Origin of the sequence: Pseudarthrobacter sp. L19 (assembly GCF_050859435.1) — a bacterium.
In the GTDB taxonomy this organism is placed as follows: Bacteria; Actinomycetota; Actinomycetes; order Actinomycetales; family Micrococcaceae; genus Arthrobacter.
Genome location: NZ_CP193935.1, coordinates 1,476,111 through 1,495,243 on the forward strand (window position 1 = coordinate 1,476,111; position 19,133 = coordinate 1,495,243).

The following is a 19,133-nucleotide window of genomic DNA, read 5'->3' on the forward strand; positions in this document are numbered from 1 at the left end:
GGTGTGTGGGGTGTGTGGTACGGGGTTGTTGTTTGAGAACTACATAGTGGACGCGAGCATCTTTTATAAGAAGCAATTTCCAAGAATATGAACCTGGATCTGGCTGCGCTCGATGGTGTCGCCCTTTGGGGTGGTGTTGTTGTGGTGTGGTTGGTTTCTGTGGTTCTCTCGAAATTACTCCTTGATCTTTTGTGGTCAAGTTTTTAAGAGCACACGGTGGATGCCTTGGCATTAGGAGCCGAAGAAGGACGTAGGAATCTGCGATAAGCCTGGGGGAGTCGATAACCGGACTGTGATCCCAGGGTGTCCGAATGGGGAAACCCCGCCAGGGGCGCGAGTTGCCTGGTGACCCGCATCTGAACACATAGGGTGCGTGGAGGGAACGCGGGGAAGTGAAACATCTCAGTACCCGCAGGAAGAGAAAACAATAGTGATTCCGTTAGTAGTGGCGAGCGAACGCGGATCAGGCTAAACCGTTCCATGTGTGATAGCCGGCGGGCGTTGCATGGTCGGGGTTGTGGGACTTTCCGTTCTGTCTCTGCCGGGACAGTGGGGTGAGAGCGTGGGCATAGGTGAACGGTCTTGAAAGGCCGGCCAGAGAGGGTGTGAGCCCCGTAACCGAAATGTTTTTACGCCGCCTGGAGAGTATCCCAAGTAGCACGGGGCCCGAGAAATCCCGTGCGAATCTGTCAGGACCACCTGATAAGCCTAAATACTCCCTAATGACCGATAGCGGACCAGTACCGTGAGGGAAAGGTGAAAAGTACCCCGGGAGGGGAGTGAAACAGTACCTGAAACCGTGTGCTTACAATCCGTCGGAGCAGCCTTGTAGTTGTGACGGCGTGCCTTTTGAAGAATGAGCCTGCGAGTTAGTGTTACGTCGCGAGGTTAACCCGTGTGGGGAAGCCGTAGCGAAAGCGAGTCTGAATAGGGCGTTGCAGTGGCGTGATCTAGACCCGAAGCGAAGTGATCTACCCATGGCCAGGTTGAAGCGACGGTAAGACGTCGTGGAGGACCGAACCCACTTCAGTTGAAAATGGAGGGGATGAGCTGTGGGTAGGGGTGAAAGGCCAATCAAACTTCGTGATAGCTGGTTCTCCCCGAAATGCATTTAGGTGCAGCGTTGCGTGTTTCTTATCGGAGGTAGAGCTACTGGATGGCTAATGGGCCCTACAAGGTTACTGACGTCAGCCAAACTCCGAATGCCGGTAAGTGAGAGCGCAGCAGTGAGACTGTGGGGGATAAGCTTCATAGTCGAGAGGGAAACAGCCCAGACCACCAACTAAGGCCCCTAAGCGTGTGCTAAGTGGGAAAGGATGTGGAGTTGCGAAGACAACCAGGAGGTTGGCTTAGAAGCAGCCATCCTTAAAAGAGTGCGTAATAGCTCACTGGTCAAGTGATTCCGCGCCGACAATGTAGCGGGGCTCAAGTACACCGCCGAAGTTGTGGCATTCAGATTTTTGCTAAGCCCTTGTGGTTCAGGCGTCTGGATGGGTAGGGGAGCGTCGTGTGGGCAGTGAAGTCGCGGTGTAAACCAGCGGTGGAGCCTACACGAGTGAGAATGCAGGCATGAGTAGCGAAAGACGGGTGAGAAACCCGTCCGCCGAATGATCAAGGGTTCCAGGGTCAAGCTAATCTGCCCTGGGTAAGTCGGGACCTAAGGCGAGGCCGACAGGCGTAGTCGATGGACAACGGGTTGATATTCCCGTACCGGCGAAAAACCGCCCATGTTGAACAGGGGATACTAACCGCCCGAGACCTGCCCGATCACCCTTGTGGTGTGAGGGTTTTGGTGGAGCGCGGGACCTGATCCTGGGAGGCAAGCGTATTAACAGGTGTGACGCAGGAAGGTAGCCGGGCCGGGCGATGGTTGCCCCGGTCTAAGGATGTAGGGCGAACGGTAGGCAAATCCGCTGTTCATGATGCCTGAGACCCGATGGGACCCCCGTATGGGGGGATCCGGTGATCCTATGCTGCCGAGAAAAGCATCGACGCGAGGTTTTAGCCGCCCGTACCCCAAACCGACACAGGTGATCAGGTAGAGAATACTAAGGCGATCGAGAGAATTATGGTTAAGGAACTCGGCAAAATGCCCCCGTAACTTCGGGAGAAGGGGGGCCCCTATCGTGATGGACACTTGCTGTCCGGAGCGTGGCGGGGCCGCAGAGACCAGGGGGAAGCGACTGTTTACTAAAAACACAGGTCCGTGCGAAGTCGCAAGACGATGTATACGGACTGACTCCTGCCCGGTGCTGGAAGGTTAAGAGGACCGGTTAGCCGCAAGGCGAAGCTGAGAATTTAAGCCCCAGTAAACGGCGGTGGTAACTATAACCATCCTAAGGTAGCGAAATTCCTTGTCGGGTAAGTTCCGACCTGCACGAATGGAGTAACGACTTCCCCGCTGTCTCAACCATAAACTCGGCGAAATTGCAGTACGAGTAAAGATGCTCGTTACGCGCAGCAGGACGGAAAGACCCCGAGACCTTTACTATAGTTTGGTATTGGTGTTCGGAGTGGCTTGTGTAGGATAGGTGGGAGACGTTGAAGCCCGGACGCCAGTTCGGGTGGAGTCATCGTTGAAATACCACTCTGGTCACTTTGGACATCTAACTTCGGCCCGTAATCCGGGTCAGGGACAGTGCCTGATGGGTAGTTTAACTGGGGCGGTTGCCTCCTAAAAAGTAACGGAGGCGCCCAAAGGTTCCCTCAGCCTGGTTGGCAATCAGGTGTCGAGTGTAAGTGCACAAGGGAGCTTGACTGTGAGAGAGACATCTCGAGCAGGGACGAAAGTCGGGACTAGTGATCCGGCGGTACATTGTGGAATGGCCGTCGCTCAACGGATAAAAGGTACCTCGGGGATAACAGGCTGATCTTGCCCAAGAGTCCATATCGACGGCATGGTTTGGCACCTCGATGTCGGCTCGTCGCATCCTGGGGCTGGAGTAGGTCCCAAGGGTTGGGCTGTTCGCCCATTAAAGCGGTACGCGAGCTGGGTTTAGAACGTCGTGAGACAGTTCGGTCCCTATCCGCTGCGCGCGCAGGAAATTTGAGAAGGGCTGTCCTTAGTACGAGAGGACCGGGACGGACGAACCTCTGGTGTGTCAGTTGTACTGCCAAGTGCACCGCTGATTAGCTACGTTCGGATGGGATAACCGCTGAAAGCATCTAAGCGGGAAGCTCGCTTCAAGATGAGATTTCCATACACCTTGTGTGTGAGAGGCCCCCAGCCAGACCACTGGGTTGATAGGCCGGATGTGGAAGCGAGGACTAAAGACTCGTGAAGCTGACCGGTACTAATAGGCCGATAACTTACACCACACACCACCCCCGCCAGCATCGACTGGAACACCGCGGGGTGGGTATGAAGAACAAGACTGCTTGCGTCCACTATGTGGTTCCCAACCAACAAACCCACCACGGGTACGTTGCGTTGCACGGAACCAAACCATAATTGAATACAACACCACACTGCCCTAAAAAGCAGAGTTGTAACCACAATAGATTTCCCGCCAACCCCGCAGGGGTTCGGTCCGGGTAACAGGGTTACGGCGGTCATAGCGTGGGGGAAACGCCCGGTCCCATTCCGAACCCGGAAGCTAAGACCCACAGCGCCGATGGTACTGCACCCGGGAGGGTGTGGGAGAGTAGGTCACCGCCGGACAACCATTAGGTCGAGAGCCTCCAACCACACGGTTGGAGGCTCTCCCACTTTAACCACCGCTCCGTTACTGGCTCTTCAAGGTTTATGGGGAAATTGATTCCGCGGATGAGTGTCATGCCGCCGTCCGGACGGCACTGGTCATGAGGATAATCGATTTGTAGTTCCCTGCGTTGCGGTAGCCGCGGGCGGTGCGTTTGATGTGTTTGATTCCGGTGTTGTTGGCTTCGACCTTGCCGGTTGTGGCGCCGGTGACGATGAGGACTTCGATCTCGTTCCACCACCGGCAGACAGTGCGGTAGAGCTTGTTCGTCTCCGGCCTTCCGGCGGCTTCAACGAGGGTCATGAGTTCCTCTTTCGCCGCGGCGGCGTCAGCCAGCGAGTTGGTGCGCAGCAGCGCCCGCAGCTTTTCCTTGACCTTCCAGACTGCCTCGAGCTTGCCGGTGGCGTCATCGGCGGTGAAGACCTCAGCCAGGCGGTGGGCCGCGGGGTCAGAGAGCTTGTCGCCGGCGCGCAGGAGCAGCATCCGGTGGGCCCAGGCCTTGTCGATGCCGCGGCCGCGGCGGCCCTTGACCTGCTGGGAGAGGTTCTGCCGGGCCTCTGTCACCGCCTGGTTGGCCAGGGACACCAGGTGGAAGTGATCGACCGCGACAGCGGTGCGGGGAAGCCACATCCTCAACGCTTTCCGGAATGCGGCCGAGGGGTCGATCGCAACGACCTGCACGCCCAGCCGCCACTGAAGCGGGCGGGCGAAGAGCCAGTCGCCAACGCCCTTGTGGTCCCGGCCATCGACCACACCCAAGACCTGCCCGGTGTCCAGATCCACGATGGTGGTCATCCACGGCTCGTGCCGGATCCACGAGCTGGAGTCCGGGTCACGGAAATACCGCACGGATCGGAACCGGTGTTCGTCGATGCCCAGCATGCGGGGGCTGAGCTCATCCACGTCCGGCAGCGTCAGAAGGCAGGCTTCGTTCAGCGCGGCACGGACCATCCACCAGGACACCGCGAACGCAGCGGCCGTCTCGGACACGGCCCTGCCGGAATTGATGACCGCATCAACGACGTGGTCCCGGAGCCGGCCCGTGGAACGGGCGCGGCGCGGGACCTGGGCGGTGGATTCAAAGAAGGAAAGCCGCGGGCAGGCCGGTTCCTCGCAATGCCAGCGGTACTTGGACCAGAGCACCTCCACGGCGCCGGCGACAGGGATATCCCGGATCCGTTGGAGGCGCCGTTCCTTCCGCCGCGTCGCGACAACACCGCAGCTCGGGCAGCCTGGTGGCTGGTCTGTTTCGACGATGATCTGGCGGCGCCCGCCTTCCAGCACGGTGACGGAGAGGACGCGGTAGTCGGGCAGGTTGAAGATGCTGGTGGCAGCGTCGAACGCCACGAAGGTAGGCTCAGTCAAGGCTCGTGGTCCTGTTCCTGGTTGAATGCTAGACACACTCATCCCAGCAGGGCCACGGGCCCCTTTTTAGCTACGACACGAAATCAGTTCCCCACGAACCGCGAAGAGCCCCGTTACTGCTTCGCGGGTTCCGCCCTGGCCTCTGCCTCGCGCCGGCCGTTGAACCGGCGCCGGTGCAGCCACGCCAGGGCCTCGACCAACACCCCGCCACCCAGACCCGACCCCAACGCGGCCAGCAGCAACGGCTGCGGCGGCCAGCCGAGGATGAAGAAGTCCTGGGCCAGCGGCACGCCCAGCAGGACAATCAGGGCGGCGGCCATCGCCGCCAGCACACCCAGCCGGCCGGCGTTCAGCGGCCGTGCCACGGCACTCAGGATCCACAGCCCGACGATGGACAGGGTGATGACCGCCGCCGAGCGAAGGTCCTCCGCGCGCGGCGCCGGACCCGCCGCCGTCGACGCCGCCGTGACCGCAATTAATGAGGCCGTGACGATCAGCCCGGCCGGCACGGAGAACCACAGCGAACGCCGGAGGAAGCCGGCACGGTAACGGCGGGCGTTGGGCATCAAGGCCAGGAAGAAAGCCGGGATCCCGATGGTCAGGCCGTCGGTAAAGGACAGCTGGCGGGGGAGGAACGGGAAGGGCCACTGCAGCAGCGCGAAGCTTGCGGAGATGGCCACCGCGTAGGCCGTCTTGCTGAGAAACAGGCTTGAGACCCGCTCGATGTTGGCGATGACGCGCCGGCCCTCCGCTACCACTTCCGGCAACCGGTCGAAGCGGCCGTCCAGGAGGACCAGGCGGGCGACGGCTTTGGTGGCCGGCGCCGCCGAGTTCACGGCAATGCCCAGGTCCGCGGTCTTCAGGGCAAGGGCGTCGTTGACTCCGTCCCCGGTCATGGCGACCGTGTGCCCGCGCCGCTGCAGGGCGGCCACCATGTCGCGCTTCTGGTGGGGGCTGACCCGTCCGAAGACCGTGTTTGCCTCCATTACCTCCGCGAGCTGTTCCGGATCCTCCGGCAGGGTCCGGGCGTCCACGCCGTGGGGAACCGTCAGCCCCACCCGGCGGGCGATGGCGGCAACCGTTCCGGGCTCATCGCCGGAGATGATCTTCACCGTCACGCCCTCCGCCCGGAAGTACTCCAACGTGGTTGCGGCCTCCGGCCGGGGCTGCTCGCGAAAGGTCAGCAGGGCCACGGGGCGCACGGCTGCGGGCAGCGCGCCGTCGTCCGTTCCGTGCCGCGGCAGGCCGTATGCCTGGGCGAGGAGGAGGGTGCGGAGACCGCCGGCGGCGAGGTCCCCGGCCTGGTGAAGAGCGGCGGCCGCGGCGTCTGGGGCGTCCCCCGCCAACGCAGACTCCCCGACTGGTTGCTCCGTTGCTGCGGTACCCGGGGCAAGGAGGATGTCGGGGGCGCCAAGGACCCACGTCGAGGTGGTGCCGGTGCCGGCGTCGAACGTGGCGCCGCTCCACTTGCGGGCGGAGGAGAACGGGACGTAAGACACGGAGCGGAAGCCGCCGTCGTCCTCGAAGGCGAGCTCCATGCTGCGCGCGGTCGCATTCGCCTCCGGTTCGGAGGCGAACCAGCCCAGCGCGTGCTCCCACCCCGGCGGCGGGTCCGGCAGCAGCTGGTGCACGGCGTCGAACCTGAGGCCGCCTTCGGTGAGGGTGCCGGTCTTGTCCAGGCAGAGGACATCCACCCTCGCCAATCCCTCGACGGCGGCGAGCTCCTGGATCAGGACCTTGTGCGCGGCCAGGCGGAGACCGCCGACGGCGAAGGCCACGCTGGTCAGCAGGACGAGGCCCAGGGGGACCATGGCGATGACGCTGGCGATCACGCCGACGACGGCGGGCACCCATGCACCGTCGACGGTCACAGACTGCCAGCCGCCCCTGGCCTGCATCTCCCCGGCAGCCACCAGTACGGCCACAGGCAGGATGGCCCAGGCGATCCAGCGGAGGACACGGTTCAGGCTGTTGCGGATCTCGGACTGCACCAGGGAGAAGCGCCGCGCATCGGCGGTTATCCGGCTGCAGAACGATTCCGCCCCTACCCGCACCACCCGGGCATGGCCCCGGCCGGCAACCACCAGCGATCCGGACAACACCTCAGACCCGGTTGCCTTGTCCACGGGGTCGGACTCACCCGTCAGCAGGGATTCATCCGCCTCGAGCCCGGACGACTCAATGACCTCCGCATCGGCGGTCACCTGGTCGCCTGCCCGGAGGATCAGGACATCATCCCGCACCACCTCCGCGGTGGGAATCTCGACCGGCAGCCCATCACGGAGGACCCGCGCCCGCGGAGCATCGAGGATCGCCAGCCGGTCCAGGGAGCGCTTGGCTCGGAATTCCTGCACGACGCCGATCACCGCGTTGCCGGCGGCCGCGAGACCGAACAGCGCGTCCTGCCACCGGCCCAGCAGCAACAGGATCAGGAAGCTTCCCCCGACGATGGCATTGAAGAGCGTGAGGACGTTGGCCTTGAAGATCTCCCAGAGACTGCGGCTGGACCGGTCCTGCACTTTGTTGTCCAGACCGCGCTCCACGCGGTCCGCCACCTCGTGGCGATTCAGGCCGGGTCCGGGAGGATCGGGCACACGCCCATCCAGCGTCCCCGTCTCTTGGCGCCGGCGTTCTGCCCTCACACCCCGATGGTAGACGCAGCGGGCCGAGGAGTGACGCAGCATACAGAAAGCTCTTTCATGACGACCGGGCCCTCGGCGGCCCCTCTGCGGCGCTGCAAGGGCCGAAAGTCCGCGGGTTTCCGGGGTTTGCTCCGGCCAGGGAGGGTTCTTCGGCCCGGGTTTGCAGACGCGTCCATCGGGGTGTATTGTTTTCTAAGTCGCCGCGAGGGAGACCAGCCGAGAGGCCGGGAACTGAAGGCGGCCAAACCCCCAAAAACTACAAGACCAAAATCTTGGACATTCTAATGACCACTATTTCTGGCCGGGGCTGATGCATCTCCTGAATCTGGTTCGAGAAAATCGAATTTGCTTCGGAGAAAGACATCGGGTAAGTTTGAAAAGTTGCTCCGGAGCGAGTCGCGGCCCTGAATGGGGTTGTGGTGGTGCCGGGTGTGTCTGTTGTTTGAGAACTCAATAGTGTGCCAAGTTTGTTGATACCGATTGTTTTATTGATTGGTTGATTATGCTGTGTTGTCCACCCCGTGGATGGCATGGTTTTCAGCTGGTTTCAAATTTTGTGCAGCATGTTATCCGTCGTTTTCCCGGTGGTGCGTGTTGTGTCTGTTTGTTTTCAACGGAGAGTTTGATCCTGGCTCAGGATGAACGCTGGCGGCGTGCTTAACACATGCAAGTCGAACGATGATCCCCAGCTTGCTGGGGGGATTAGTGGCGAACGGGTGAGTAACACGTGAGTAACCTGCCCTTTAACTCTGGGATAAGCCTGGGAAACTGGGTCTAATACCGGATATGACTCCTCATCGCATGGTGGGGGTGGAAAGCTTTTGTGGTTTTGGATGGACTCGCGGCCTATCAGCTTGTTGGTGAGGTAATGGCTCACCAAGGCGACGACGGGTAGCCGGCCTGAGAGGGTGACCGGCCACACTGGGACTGAGACACGGCCCAGACTCCTACGGGAGGCAGCAGTGGGGAATATTGCACAATGGGCGGAAGCCTGATGCAGCGACGCCGCGTGAGGGATGACGGCCTTCGGGTTGTAAACCTCTTTCAGTAGGGAAGAAGCGAAAGTGACGGTACCTGCAGAAGAAGCGCCGGCTAACTACGTGCCAGCAGCCGCGGTAATACGTAGGGCGCAAGCGTTATCCGGAATTATTGGGCGTAAAGAGCTCGTAGGCGGTTTGTCGCGTCTGCCGTGAAAGTCCGGGGCTCAACTCCGGATCTGCGGTGGGTACGGGCAGACTAGAGTGATGTAGGGGAGACTGGAATTCCTGGTGTAGCGGTGAAATGCGCAGATATCAGGAGGAACACCGATGGCGAAGGCAGGTCTCTGGGCATTAACTGACGCTGAGGAGCGAAAGCATGGGGAGCGAACAGGATTAGATACCCTGGTAGTCCATGCCGTAAACGTTGGGCACTAGGTGTGGGGGACATTCCACGTTTTCCGCGCCGTAGCTAACGCATTAAGTGCCCCGCCTGGGGAGTACGGCCGCAAGGCTAAAACTCAAAGGAATTGACGGGGGCCCGCACAAGCGGCGGAGCATGCGGATTAATTCGATGCAACGCGAAGAACCTTACCAAGGCTTGACATGAACCGGTAAGACCTGGAAACAGGTCCCCCACTTGTGGTCGGTTTACAGGTGGTGCATGGTTGTCGTCAGCTCGTGTCGTGAGATGTTGGGTTAAGTCCCGCAACGAGCGCAACCCTCGTTCCATGTTGCCAGCGCGTTATGGCGGGGACTCATGGGAGACTGCCGGGGTCAACTCGGAGGAAGGTGGGGACGACGTCAAATCATCATGCCCCTTATGTCTTGGGCTTCACGCATGCTACAATGGCCGGTACAAAGGGTTGCGATACTGTGAGGTGGAGCTAATCCCAAAAAGCCGGTCTCAGTTCGGATTGGGGTCTGCAACTCGACCCCATGAAGTCGGAGTCGCTAGTAATCGCAGATCAGCAACGCTGCGGTGAATACGTTCCCGGGCCTTGTACACACCGCCCGTCAAGTCACGAAAGTTGGTAACACCCGAAGCCGGTGGCCTAACCCCTTGTGGGAGGGAGCTGTCGAAGGTGGGACTGGCGATTGGGACTAAGTCGTAACAAGGTAGCCGTACCGGAAGGTGCGGCTGGATCACCTCCTTTCTAAGGAGCGCCTACAACAACCCCGCCAGGCCGCATGGTTTGTGTGGTGGTGTTGTCAGGAGTCACGCCCGTTGCGCAGACGTTTGTTCTGCGGCGGGTGCTCATGGGTGGAATATCAACGAATAGGTGCCTGTCGGGTTTTTGCCGGTGGTTAGTACGGAAGACGCACTCCTCTCTTGGGGGTGGGTGTTCCTGGAACGCTTCGGTGGGGTTCCTGGTGGGTAGTGTTTGGCACACTGTTGGGTCCTGAGACAACAGGACCATGGCCTGTGTCCGCCTCTTTTGGGGGTTGGGTGCGGGGTGTGGGTTTTGTGTGTTTCTGGTTTCCTGGCTGCGACGCCCTGCGCGCTGTCGACCTTCCTTGCTTTCGGGTGAGGGGGTTGGTGTGTGGGGTGTGTGGTACGGGGTTGTTGTTTGAGAACTACATAGTGGACGCGAGCATCTTTTATAAGAAGCAATTTCCAAGAATATGAACCTGGATCTGGCTGCGCTCGATGGTGTCGCCCTTTGGGGTGGTGTTGTTGTGGTGTGGTTGGTTTCTGTGGTTCTCTCGAAATTACTCCTTGATCTTTTGTGGTCAAGTTTTTAAGAGCACACGGTGGATGCCTTGGCATTAGGAGCCGAAGAAGGACGTAGGAATCTGCGATAAGCCTGGGGGAGTCGATAACCGGACTGTGATCCCAGGGTGTCCGAATGGGGAAACCCCGCCAGGGGCGCGAGTTGCCTGGTGACCCGCATCTGAACACATAGGGTGCGTGGAGGGAACGCGGGGAAGTGAAACATCTCAGTACCCGCAGGAAGAGAAAACAATAGTGATTCCGTTAGTAGTGGCGAGCGAACGCGGATCAGGCTAAACCGTTCCATGTGTGATAGCCGGCGGGCGTTGCATGGTCGGGGTTGTGGGACTTTCCGTTCTGTCTCTGCCGGGACAGTGGGGTGAGAGCGTGGGCATAGGTGAACGGTCTTGAAAGGCCGGCCAGAGAGGGTGTGAGCCCCGTAACCGAAATGTTTTTACGCCGCCTGGAGAGTATCCCAAGTAGCACGGGGCCCGAGAAATCCCGTGCGAATCTGTCAGGACCACCTGATAAGCCTAAATACTCCCTAATGACCGATAGCGGACCAGTACCGTGAGGGAAAGGTGAAAAGTACCCCGGGAGGGGAGTGAAACAGTACCTGAAACCGTGTGCTTACAATCCGTCGGAGCAGCCTTGTAGTTGTGACGGCGTGCCTTTTGAAGAATGAGCCTGCGAGTTAGTGTTACGTCGCGAGGTTAACCCGTGTGGGGAAGCCGTAGCGAAAGCGAGTCTGAATAGGGCGTTGCAGTGGCGTGATCTAGACCCGAAGCGAAGTGATCTACCCATGGCCAGGTTGAAGCGACGGTAAGACGTCGTGGAGGACCGAACCCACTTCAGTTGAAAATGGAGGGGATGAGCTGTGGGTAGGGGTGAAAGGCCAATCAAACTTCGTGATAGCTGGTTCTCCCCGAAATGCATTTAGGTGCAGCGTTGCGTGTTTCTTATCGGAGGTAGAGCTACTGGATGGCTAATGGGCCCTACAAGGTTACTGACGTCAGCCAAACTCCGAATGCCGGTAAGTGAGAGCGCAGCAGTGAGACTGTGGGGGATAAGCTTCATAGTCGAGAGGGAAACAGCCCAGACCACCAACTAAGGCCCCTAAGCGTGTGCTAAGTGGGAAAGGATGTGGAGTTGCGAAGACAACCAGGAGGTTGGCTTAGAAGCAGCCATCCTTTAAAAGAGTGCGTAATAGCTCACTGGTCAAGTGATTCCGCGCCGACAATGTAGCGGGGCTCAAGTACACCGCCGAAGTTGTGGCATTCAGATTTTTGCTAAGCCCTTGTGGTTCAGGCGTCTGGATGGGTAGGGGAGCGTCGTGTGGGCAGTGAAGTCGCGGTGTAAACCAGCGGTGGAGCCTACACGAGTGAGAATGCAGGCATGAGTAGCGAAAGACGGGTGAGAAACCCGTCCGCCGAATGATCAAGGGTTCCAGGGTCAAGCTAATCTGCCCTGGGTAAGTCGGGACCTAAGGCGAGGCCGACAGGCGTAGTCGATGGACAACGGGTTGATATTCCCGTACCGGCGAAAAACCGCCCATGTTGAACAGGGGATACTAACCGCCCGAGACCTGCCCGATCACCCTTGTGGTGTGAGGGTTTTGGTGGAGCGCGGGACCTGATCCTGGGAGGCAAGCGTATTAACAGGTGTGACGCAGGAAGGTAGCCGGGCCGGGCGATGGTTGCCCCGGTCTAAGGATGTAGGGCGAACGGTAGGCAAATCCGCTGTTCATGATGCCTGAGACCCGATGGGACCCCCGTATGGGGGGATCCGGTGATCCTATGCTGCCGAGAAAAGCATCGACGCGAGGTTTTAGCCGCCCGTACCCCAAACCGACACAGGTGATCAGGTAGAGAATACTAAGGCGATCGAGAGAATTATGGTTAAGGAACTCGGCAAAATGCCCCCGTAACTTCGGGAGAAGGGGGGCCCCTATCGTGATGGACACTTGCTGTCCGGAGCGTGGCGGGGCCGCAGAGACCAGGGGGAAGCGACTGTTTACTAAAAACACAGGTCCGTGCGAAGTCGCAAGACGATGTATACGGACTGACTCCTGCCCGGTGCTGGAAGGTTAAGAGGACCGGTTAGCCGCAAGGCGAAGCTGAGAATTTAAGCCCCAGTAAACGGCGGTGGTAACTATAACCATCCTAAGGTAGCGAAATTCCTTGTCGGGTAAGTTCCGACCTGCACGAATGGAGTAACGACTTCCCCGCTGTCTCAACCATAAACTCGGCGAAATTGCAGTACGAGTAAAGATGCTCGTTACGCGCAGCAGGACGGAAAGACCCCGAGACCTTTACTATAGTTTGGTATTGGTGTTCGGAGTGGCTTGTGTAGGATAGGTGGGAGACGTTGAAGCCCGGACGCCAGTTCGGGTGGAGTCATCGTTGAAATACCACTCTGGTCACTTTGGACATCTAACTTCGGCCCGTAATCCGGGTCAGGGACAGTGCCTGATGGGTAGTTTAACTGGGGCGGTTGCCTCCTAAAAAGTAACGGAGGCGCCCAAAGGTTCCCTCAGCCTGGTTGGCAATCAGGTGTCGAGTGTAAGTGCACAAGGGAGCTTGACTGTGAGAGAGACATCTCGAGCAGGGACGAAAGTCGGGACTAGTGATCCGGCGGTACATTGTGGAATGGCCGTCGCTCAACGGATAAAAGGTACCTCGGGGATAACAGGCTGATCTTGCCCAAGAGTCCATATCGACGGCATGGTTTGGCACCTCGATGTCGGCTCGTCGCATCCTGGGGCTGGAGTAGGTCCCAAGGGTTGGGCTGTTCGCCCATTAAAGCGGTACGCGAGCTGGGTTTAGAACGTCGTGAGACAGTTCGGTCCCTATCCGCTGCGCGCGCAGGAAATTTGAGAAGGGCTGTCCTTAGTACGAGAGGACCGGGACGGACGAACCTCTGGTGTGTCAGTTGTACTGCCAAGTGCACCGCTGATTAGCTACGTTCGGATGGGATAACCGCTGAAAGCATCTAAGCGGGAAGCTCGCTTCAAGATGAGATTTCCATACACCTTGTGTGTGAGAGGCCCCCAGCCAGACCACTGGGTTGATAGGCCGGATGTGGAAGCGAGGACTAAAGACTCGTGAAGCTGACCGGTACTAATAGGCCGATAACTTACACCACACACCACCCCCGCCAGCATCGACTGGAACACCGCGGGGTGGGTATGAAGAACAAGACTGCTTGCGTCCACTATGTGGTTCCCAACCAACAAACCCACCACGGGTACGTTGCGTTGCACGGAACCAAACCATAATTGAATACAACACCACACTGCCCTAAAAGCAGAGTTGTAACCACAATAGATTTCCCGCCAACCCCGCAGGGGTTCGGTCCGGGTAACAGGGTTACGGCGGTCATAGCGTGGGGGAAACGCCCGGTCCCATTCCGAACCCGGAAGCTAAGACCCACAGCGCCGATGGTACTGCACCCGGGAGGGTGTGGGAGAGTAGGTCACCGCCGGACAACCATTAGGTCGAGAGCCTCCAACCACACGGTTGGAGGCTCTCCCACTTTAACCACCCATAAACGACAGGACCGTTGTGGCGGGCCGACCGTAAGCTGGGGAAGCCTGGTATTCGGCAGGCTTCAGGGGAGGCGCACTGCCGGCTCCTAGCTCGCTGCTCGACCTGGGATCGGCGGGCTTCAGGGGAGGATGGCACCGGCCCCCAGCGCGCTACTGGATCCGAGCTCAGCAGGCGACTGGGGAGGCTTGCGCAGGCCCTGGGCCCAGGGTTGGACCTGGGGTCGGTACCCCGCCGCCCAGTGCCCCGGAGCCAGCGCCCGGTCCCCAGAATCCAGGCCAGCAGCCCGGCGCCCACGCCTGCAGCATGGCAACGGCCCGGCCACAGCCCCTTGATCAGGGGCGCCGCGGAGCGATTCCCGGCCTCTGTCCCGACGATTCCCCGCTTGCCCGGCGCCCGGCCGGTGGTGCGCCGGCTGGGGGTGATGATACTGATGCGTCCGCTGAGGGCTGAAATGGGCCGTCCAAACCCCCGCGAAGTCGTGATTTTGGCCAAAAAAGCGCGAAAACACGCGGAATTTTGTCTCCTCGCGGGCGCCTAGCTGGTAAGTTTTCGAAGAGTGGCTTGCTCGCGCACTGCGGGCAGGCTTCAGAAATTAGATCAGTCCAGGAGGACATACATGGCTAAGAACCGTAGTGAACTTGTTTCAGAGGTAGCTGGCAAGGCCGGCACCAGCCAGGCAGCCGTCAACTCCGTGCTCGATGCACTGTTCGAGGTTTTCGAGACCTCTGTCGCCGCGGGCGAAAAGATCACCATCCCGGGCTGGCTCGCCGTTGAGCGCACCGACCGCGCTGCCCGCACCGGCCGCAACCCGCAGACCGGCGAGACCATTCAGATCGCCGCCGGCCACAGCGTCAAGCTGACCGCAGGCTCCAAGCTGAAGGCCGCCGTCGCCAAGAAGAAGTAGTCTTCTTCCACGCTTGAAGGAGCGGCAACCCCTCGCGGGTTGCCGCTCCTTGCGTCTAACCAACCCGCCAGCGGCCGGCCCGCCGTGACCCCGGATTCGGCCCGGCGGCGGCAGTAGCGGACAATGGAACTGTGCCTTTTGCTACGAGAACCCAGAGTCCGGCAGCGTCCTCCCGGCCGGGCGGACCGGCTGGCTCCGGCGCCGGCACCCCTGGCATCACGCAACCGTGGCTGTGGGCCGGGCTGGCGGCACTCTTCGCCGCCCTGATCGCCGGACTGCTGTTCTCCGGCGCGGCGGGCGCCCGCGCGGTCTCCGACCCCGGCGCCCTTGTCCGCTGGGGCCTGCCGGTCACCAAGGCGCTGCACAACATCTCGATCGCGACCGTGATCGGCGGCCTCCTCTTCGCCGTCGGCATCCTGCCGCGGAACTCGACCCGCAAGGCCTCCCGCGACAAGAACGCCCCCGAACACCCCGCCTTCACCCGGGCGCTGGCCGTCACGGCGATCGCCGGCGTCGTCTGGACGCTGTCCGCCGTCGCCGTCCTGGTGCTCAGCTACGCCGACATCGCCGGCCAGACGCTCGCGGGCGACCCGCAGTTCACAAAGTCGCTGGTCTACTACATGACGGACATCGACACCGGCAGGGCCTGGCTCGCCGTCGTCATCATCGCCGCCGTCGTGACCACCGCACTCTTCGGCATCCGCTCCCGTGGCGCGCTGGCCATCACGCTGGTCATCGCCGCGGGCGGCCTGATCCCGCAGGCGCTGATCGGCCACTCCGCCAGCTCGAACGACCACGAGGGCGCGATCAACTCCCTGGCCCTGCATCTGGCCGGTGTGTCCGCCTGGGTGGGCGGCATCATCGTGCTCGCCCTCCTCTCCCAAATTCTCACCAGCTCCGGCGGCAAGGCCGACATCACCGAACCCACCCTGCGGCGTTTCTCCGCCTTGGCCGGATTCGCCTTCGCCCTGGTCTTCGGCTCGGGCATCATCAACGCCAGCATCCGGGTCTCCAGCTGGGCCGACCTCTTCGGCTCCCCCTACGGGCAGCTGATCATGGCCAAGGCCGCTGCCACCCTGGTCCTCGGCGGCGTGGGCTTCATGCACCGGCAGTGGGTCATCCCGCAGCTGGGCGCCACGGGCCACGGAAAGACGGCCCGCCGGGTGCTCTGGCAGCTGATCGCCGTCGAACTGCTGATCATGGGCGCCACCTCCGGCCTGGCGGTGGCCCTCGGCCGCTCGGCCCCGCCGCAGCCCACCACCTTCGCCCCCGACGCCTCCCCGGCGTTCATCCTCTCCGGCTACGAACTGCCGCCCGAGCTGACCCCGGAGCGATGGCTCACCGAATGGCGCTTCGACTGGCTCTGGGTGGCCGTGGCCGCCGCCGGCCTGGTCTCCTACCTGCTGGGCGTCCGGAAGGTCACCAAGCGGGGCGATTCCTGGTCTTGGTTCCGGACGGCGAACTGGATCATCGGCCTGATCGTCCTGACCTACATCACCTCCGGGCCGCCGTCGGTCTACGGCCGGGTGCTGTTCTCCGCGCACATGGTGGACCACATGGCCCTGACCATGGTGGCGCCCATCTTCCTGGTCCTCGGCGCCCCGGTGACCCTCGCGCTGCGCGCCCTCACCGCGCGCCGTGACAGCTCACGCGGCCCGCGGGAATGGCTGCTGATCTTCGTGCACTCGAAGTTCTCCCAGCTGGTCACGCACCCGCTCTTCGCCGCCGCGAACTTCGCCGGGTCCATCATCCTGTTCTACTTCTCGGACGCCTTCGGCTACGCCATGCGCGACCACGTGGGCCACGAGCTGATGAACCTGCACTTCCTCCTGACCGGCTACATCTTCGTGCTCACCATGATTGGCATCGATCCGCTGCCGCGCCGCGCCGCGTACCCGATGCGCCTGTTGCTGCTGCTGGCCACCATGGGCTTCCACGCCTTCTTCGGCGTCTCCATCATGGGTGGCACCGGGTTACTGGCCGCGGACTACTTCGGCAACCTCGGCCGGGCCTGGGGACAGTCGGCCCTGCTGGACCAGCAGACCGGCGGTGCCGTGGCCTGGGGCATCGGCGAGGTACCCACCCTGCTGGTGGCGATCGGCGTCGCCGTCCAGTGGTCCCGCTCCGACGCGCGCGAATCGAAGCGCACCGACCGCGCGGCGGACAGGAATAACGACGCCGATCTCACCGCTTACAACGATATGTTTGCCAAGCTCGCCGAACGCGACGCGAAGCTGGCCGACCGAAACTCCAAGCTGGAAGGACGCTGATGAGCGAAACAGTACGCACCCACCACCGGGTCCGGGCCTCCGAACTCGTGGGACGCGGCTGGTTGAACACCGGCGGCAAGTCCCTGGACCTCGAATCCCTGCGCGGCAAGATCGTGCTCCTGGATTTCTGGACCTTCTGCTGCATCAACTGCCTGCACGTCCTGGACGAGCTGCGCCCCCTCGAGCAGGAGTACTCGGACGTCCTGGTGACCGTGGGCGTGCACTCGCCCAAGTTCGAGCACGAGGCGGACCCGGTGGCCCTCGCCGCCGCCGTCGAACGCTACGAGATCCGCCATCCGGTCCTGGACGACCCGGAGCTGGAGACCTGGAAGGCGTACACCGCCCGCGCCTGGCCCACCCTGGTGGTCGTCGACCCCGAGGGCTACATCGTGGCGCACCTCTCCGGTGAGGGTCACGCCGACGGCCTGGCCGTGCTGATCCCCGAACTCATCGCCGAACACGAGGCCAAGGGCACCCTGCACCGCGGCGACGGCCCCTACGTGGCGCCGGAACCGACGTCGGGCACCCTCCGGTTCCCCGGCAAGGCCCTCTACCTGCCCGCCGGCCGCGGCTCCGATGCCGCGGGCGACGCCGGGTCCTGGCTGGTCACCGACACCGGCCATCACCGCCTGGTGGAACTCTCCACCGACTTTGAGACGGTGCTGGGCACCTACGGCTCGGGCGAGAAGGGGTACGCCGACGGCGGCGCCGCCGACGCCCGCTTCAACGAACCCCAGGGCCTGGTGCTGCTGCCCCAGGACGTGGCCGACGAGGCCGGCTACGACGTCGTGATTGCCGACTCGGTGAACCACCGGCTCCGCGGGCTATCGCTCCGCACCGGTGAGGCCACCACTCTGGCCGGCAACGGCATCCAGCGGCTGCTCGAGACCGGGCCGGCCCGCGTGGACGAGGAGGGTGCCGCCTACGGTGCCCCGCTGGAAGCAGACCCGCTGAAGGTGGCGCTCAGCTCGCCGTGGGACGTCGTCTGGTCCGCGAAGCTCGACGCCGTGGTCGTGGCCATGGCGGGCGTGCACCAGATCTTCGGCTTCGACCCTGTGACCGGAGCCGTTACCATCGTCGCCGGCAACGGCCTCGAGGGGCTCCTGGACGGCCCGGCGGCCGAGGCCTGGTTCGCCCAGTCCTCCGGCCTCGCCGAGGACGCCGACGGCAACATCTGGGTTGCCGACTCCGAGACCTCCGCGCTCCGGAAGCTTGTGATCGGCGAGGACCGCAGCGTCACCGTCGAGTCCGCCGTGGGCAAGGGTCTGTTCGACTTCGGTTTCCGCGACGGCCCGGCCGCCAAGGCGCGGCTCCAGCACCCGCTGGGCGTCACCGTGCTGCCCGATGGCTCCGTCGCCATCGCCGACACCTACAATGGCGCGGTCCGCCGCTACGACCCGGCCACCGGAACCGTGTCCACCCTGGCTCGCGGCCTGTCCGAGCCCTCCGACGTGATCGTGGACCACACCCACGTGGCCGGCGAGGAGCCGCTGCTGGTGGTGGTCGAGGCCAACAAGCACCAGCTGGTGTACGTGCCGATTCCCAAGGAAGCCCAGCAGGTCGATGAGGGCGCAGCCCAGACGCAGCGGCCCAAGAGCCCGGTGGCGCCCGGGCTGCTGTCCCTGACGGTCCGCTTCACCGCCCCGACAGGGCAGAAGCTGGACGACCGCTGGGGCGACCCGACGCAGCTGAAAATCTCCTCCACCCCGCCGGAGCTGCTGGTGGCCGGCGGAGGGACGTCCGTGGGACTGCTCCGCACCCTGGAGCTGGCCTCCGATGTCCCCGAGGGCGTCCTGCACATCACGGCCCGGGCGGCCGCCTGTGACGGGCCCGAGGACGCCGACGGCGAGATCCCGGACCACGCGGCGTGCCACCTGTACCAGCAGGACTGGGGCATCCCGGTGACCCTGCAGCCCGACGGCGACTCCGAGCTGTTGCTGGATCTGCGCGGAATGGACTAAGGCGACTGGGCCGGTCCGGGTCTGACCCGGACCGGCCCTTTTATGCCCCGG

General features: G+C 62.1%; 5 protein-coding genes and 5 rRNA genes. 8 read left to right on the forward strand and 2 right to left on the reverse strand.

Annotated features, from left to right (window positions below):
- Nucleotides 1-193: 193 nt before the first annotated feature.
- Both ACRQ5B_RS06945 and rrf (ACRQ5B_RS06950) read left to right on the forward strand, forming a co-directional pair.
- Nucleotides 194-3,318 (forward strand): 23S ribosomal RNA (locus tag ACRQ5B_RS06945).
- A 226-nt stretch (nucleotides 3,319-3,544) separates the two neighbouring features.
- Nucleotides 3,545-3,661, forward strand: a 5S ribosomal RNA gene (gene rrf / locus ACRQ5B_RS06950).
- A 112-nt stretch (nucleotides 3,662-3,773) separates the two neighbouring features.
- Here rrf (ACRQ5B_RS06950) and ACRQ5B_RS06955 read toward each other — a convergent pair.
- On the reverse strand, nucleotides 3,774-5,066 hold the full coding sequence (locus ACRQ5B_RS06955; RefSeq protein ID WP_432398248.1) for an ISL3 family transposase: 1,293 nt from the start codon (nucleotides 5,064-5,066) through the stop codon (nucleotides 3,774-3,776).
- A gap of 113 nt (nucleotides 5,067-5,179) precedes the next feature.
- Nucleotides 5,180-7,660 (reverse strand): HAD-IC family P-type ATPase, encoded by a 2,481-nt coding sequence (locus ACRQ5B_RS06960; RefSeq protein ID WP_432398251.1) that lies wholly within the window; start codon nucleotides 7,658-7,660, stop codon nucleotides 5,180-5,182.
- A 658-nt stretch (nucleotides 7,661-8,318) separates the two neighbouring features.
- Between ACRQ5B_RS06960 and ACRQ5B_RS06965 the strand changes: the two genes are divergently transcribed.
- The 6 genes from ACRQ5B_RS06965 (at nucleotide 8,319) to ACRQ5B_RS06990 (ending at nucleotide 19,082) form a co-directional block, all read left to right on the forward strand.
- Nucleotides 8,319-9,842 (forward strand): 16S ribosomal RNA (locus tag ACRQ5B_RS06965).
- Nucleotides 9,843-10,417: 575 nt separating this feature from the next.
- Nucleotides 10,418-13,543, forward strand: a 23S ribosomal RNA gene (locus ACRQ5B_RS06970).
- A 225-nt stretch (nucleotides 13,544-13,768) separates the two neighbouring features.
- Nucleotides 13,769-13,885: ribosomal RNA gene (gene rrf, locus ACRQ5B_RS06975) — 5S ribosomal RNA — on the forward strand.
- The 16S, 23S and 5S rRNA genes sit together here, the layout of an rRNA operon.
- A gap of 678 nt (nucleotides 13,886-14,563) precedes the next feature.
- Complete coding sequence (locus tag ACRQ5B_RS06980; protein WP_056341443.1) at nucleotides 14,564-14,851, forward strand: HU family DNA-binding protein; 288 nt, start codon at nucleotides 14,564-14,566, stop codon at nucleotides 14,849-14,851.
- A gap of 131 nt (nucleotides 14,852-14,982) precedes the next feature.
- On the forward strand, nucleotides 14,983-17,121 hold the full coding sequence (locus ACRQ5B_RS06985; protein WP_432398256.1) for a cytochrome c oxidase assembly protein: 2,139 nt from the start codon (nucleotides 14,983-14,985) through the stop codon (nucleotides 17,119-17,121).
- Nucleotides 17,121-19,082, forward strand: coding sequence for an NHL domain-containing thioredoxin family protein (locus tag ACRQ5B_RS06990; protein WP_432398259.1), 1,962 nt, complete (start codon nucleotides 17,121-17,123; stop codon nucleotides 19,080-19,082). Before ACRQ5B_RS06985 ends, ACRQ5B_RS06990 begins: the two co-directional genes overlap by 1 nt.
- The last annotated feature ends 51 nt before the right edge of the window (nucleotides 19,083-19,133 follow it).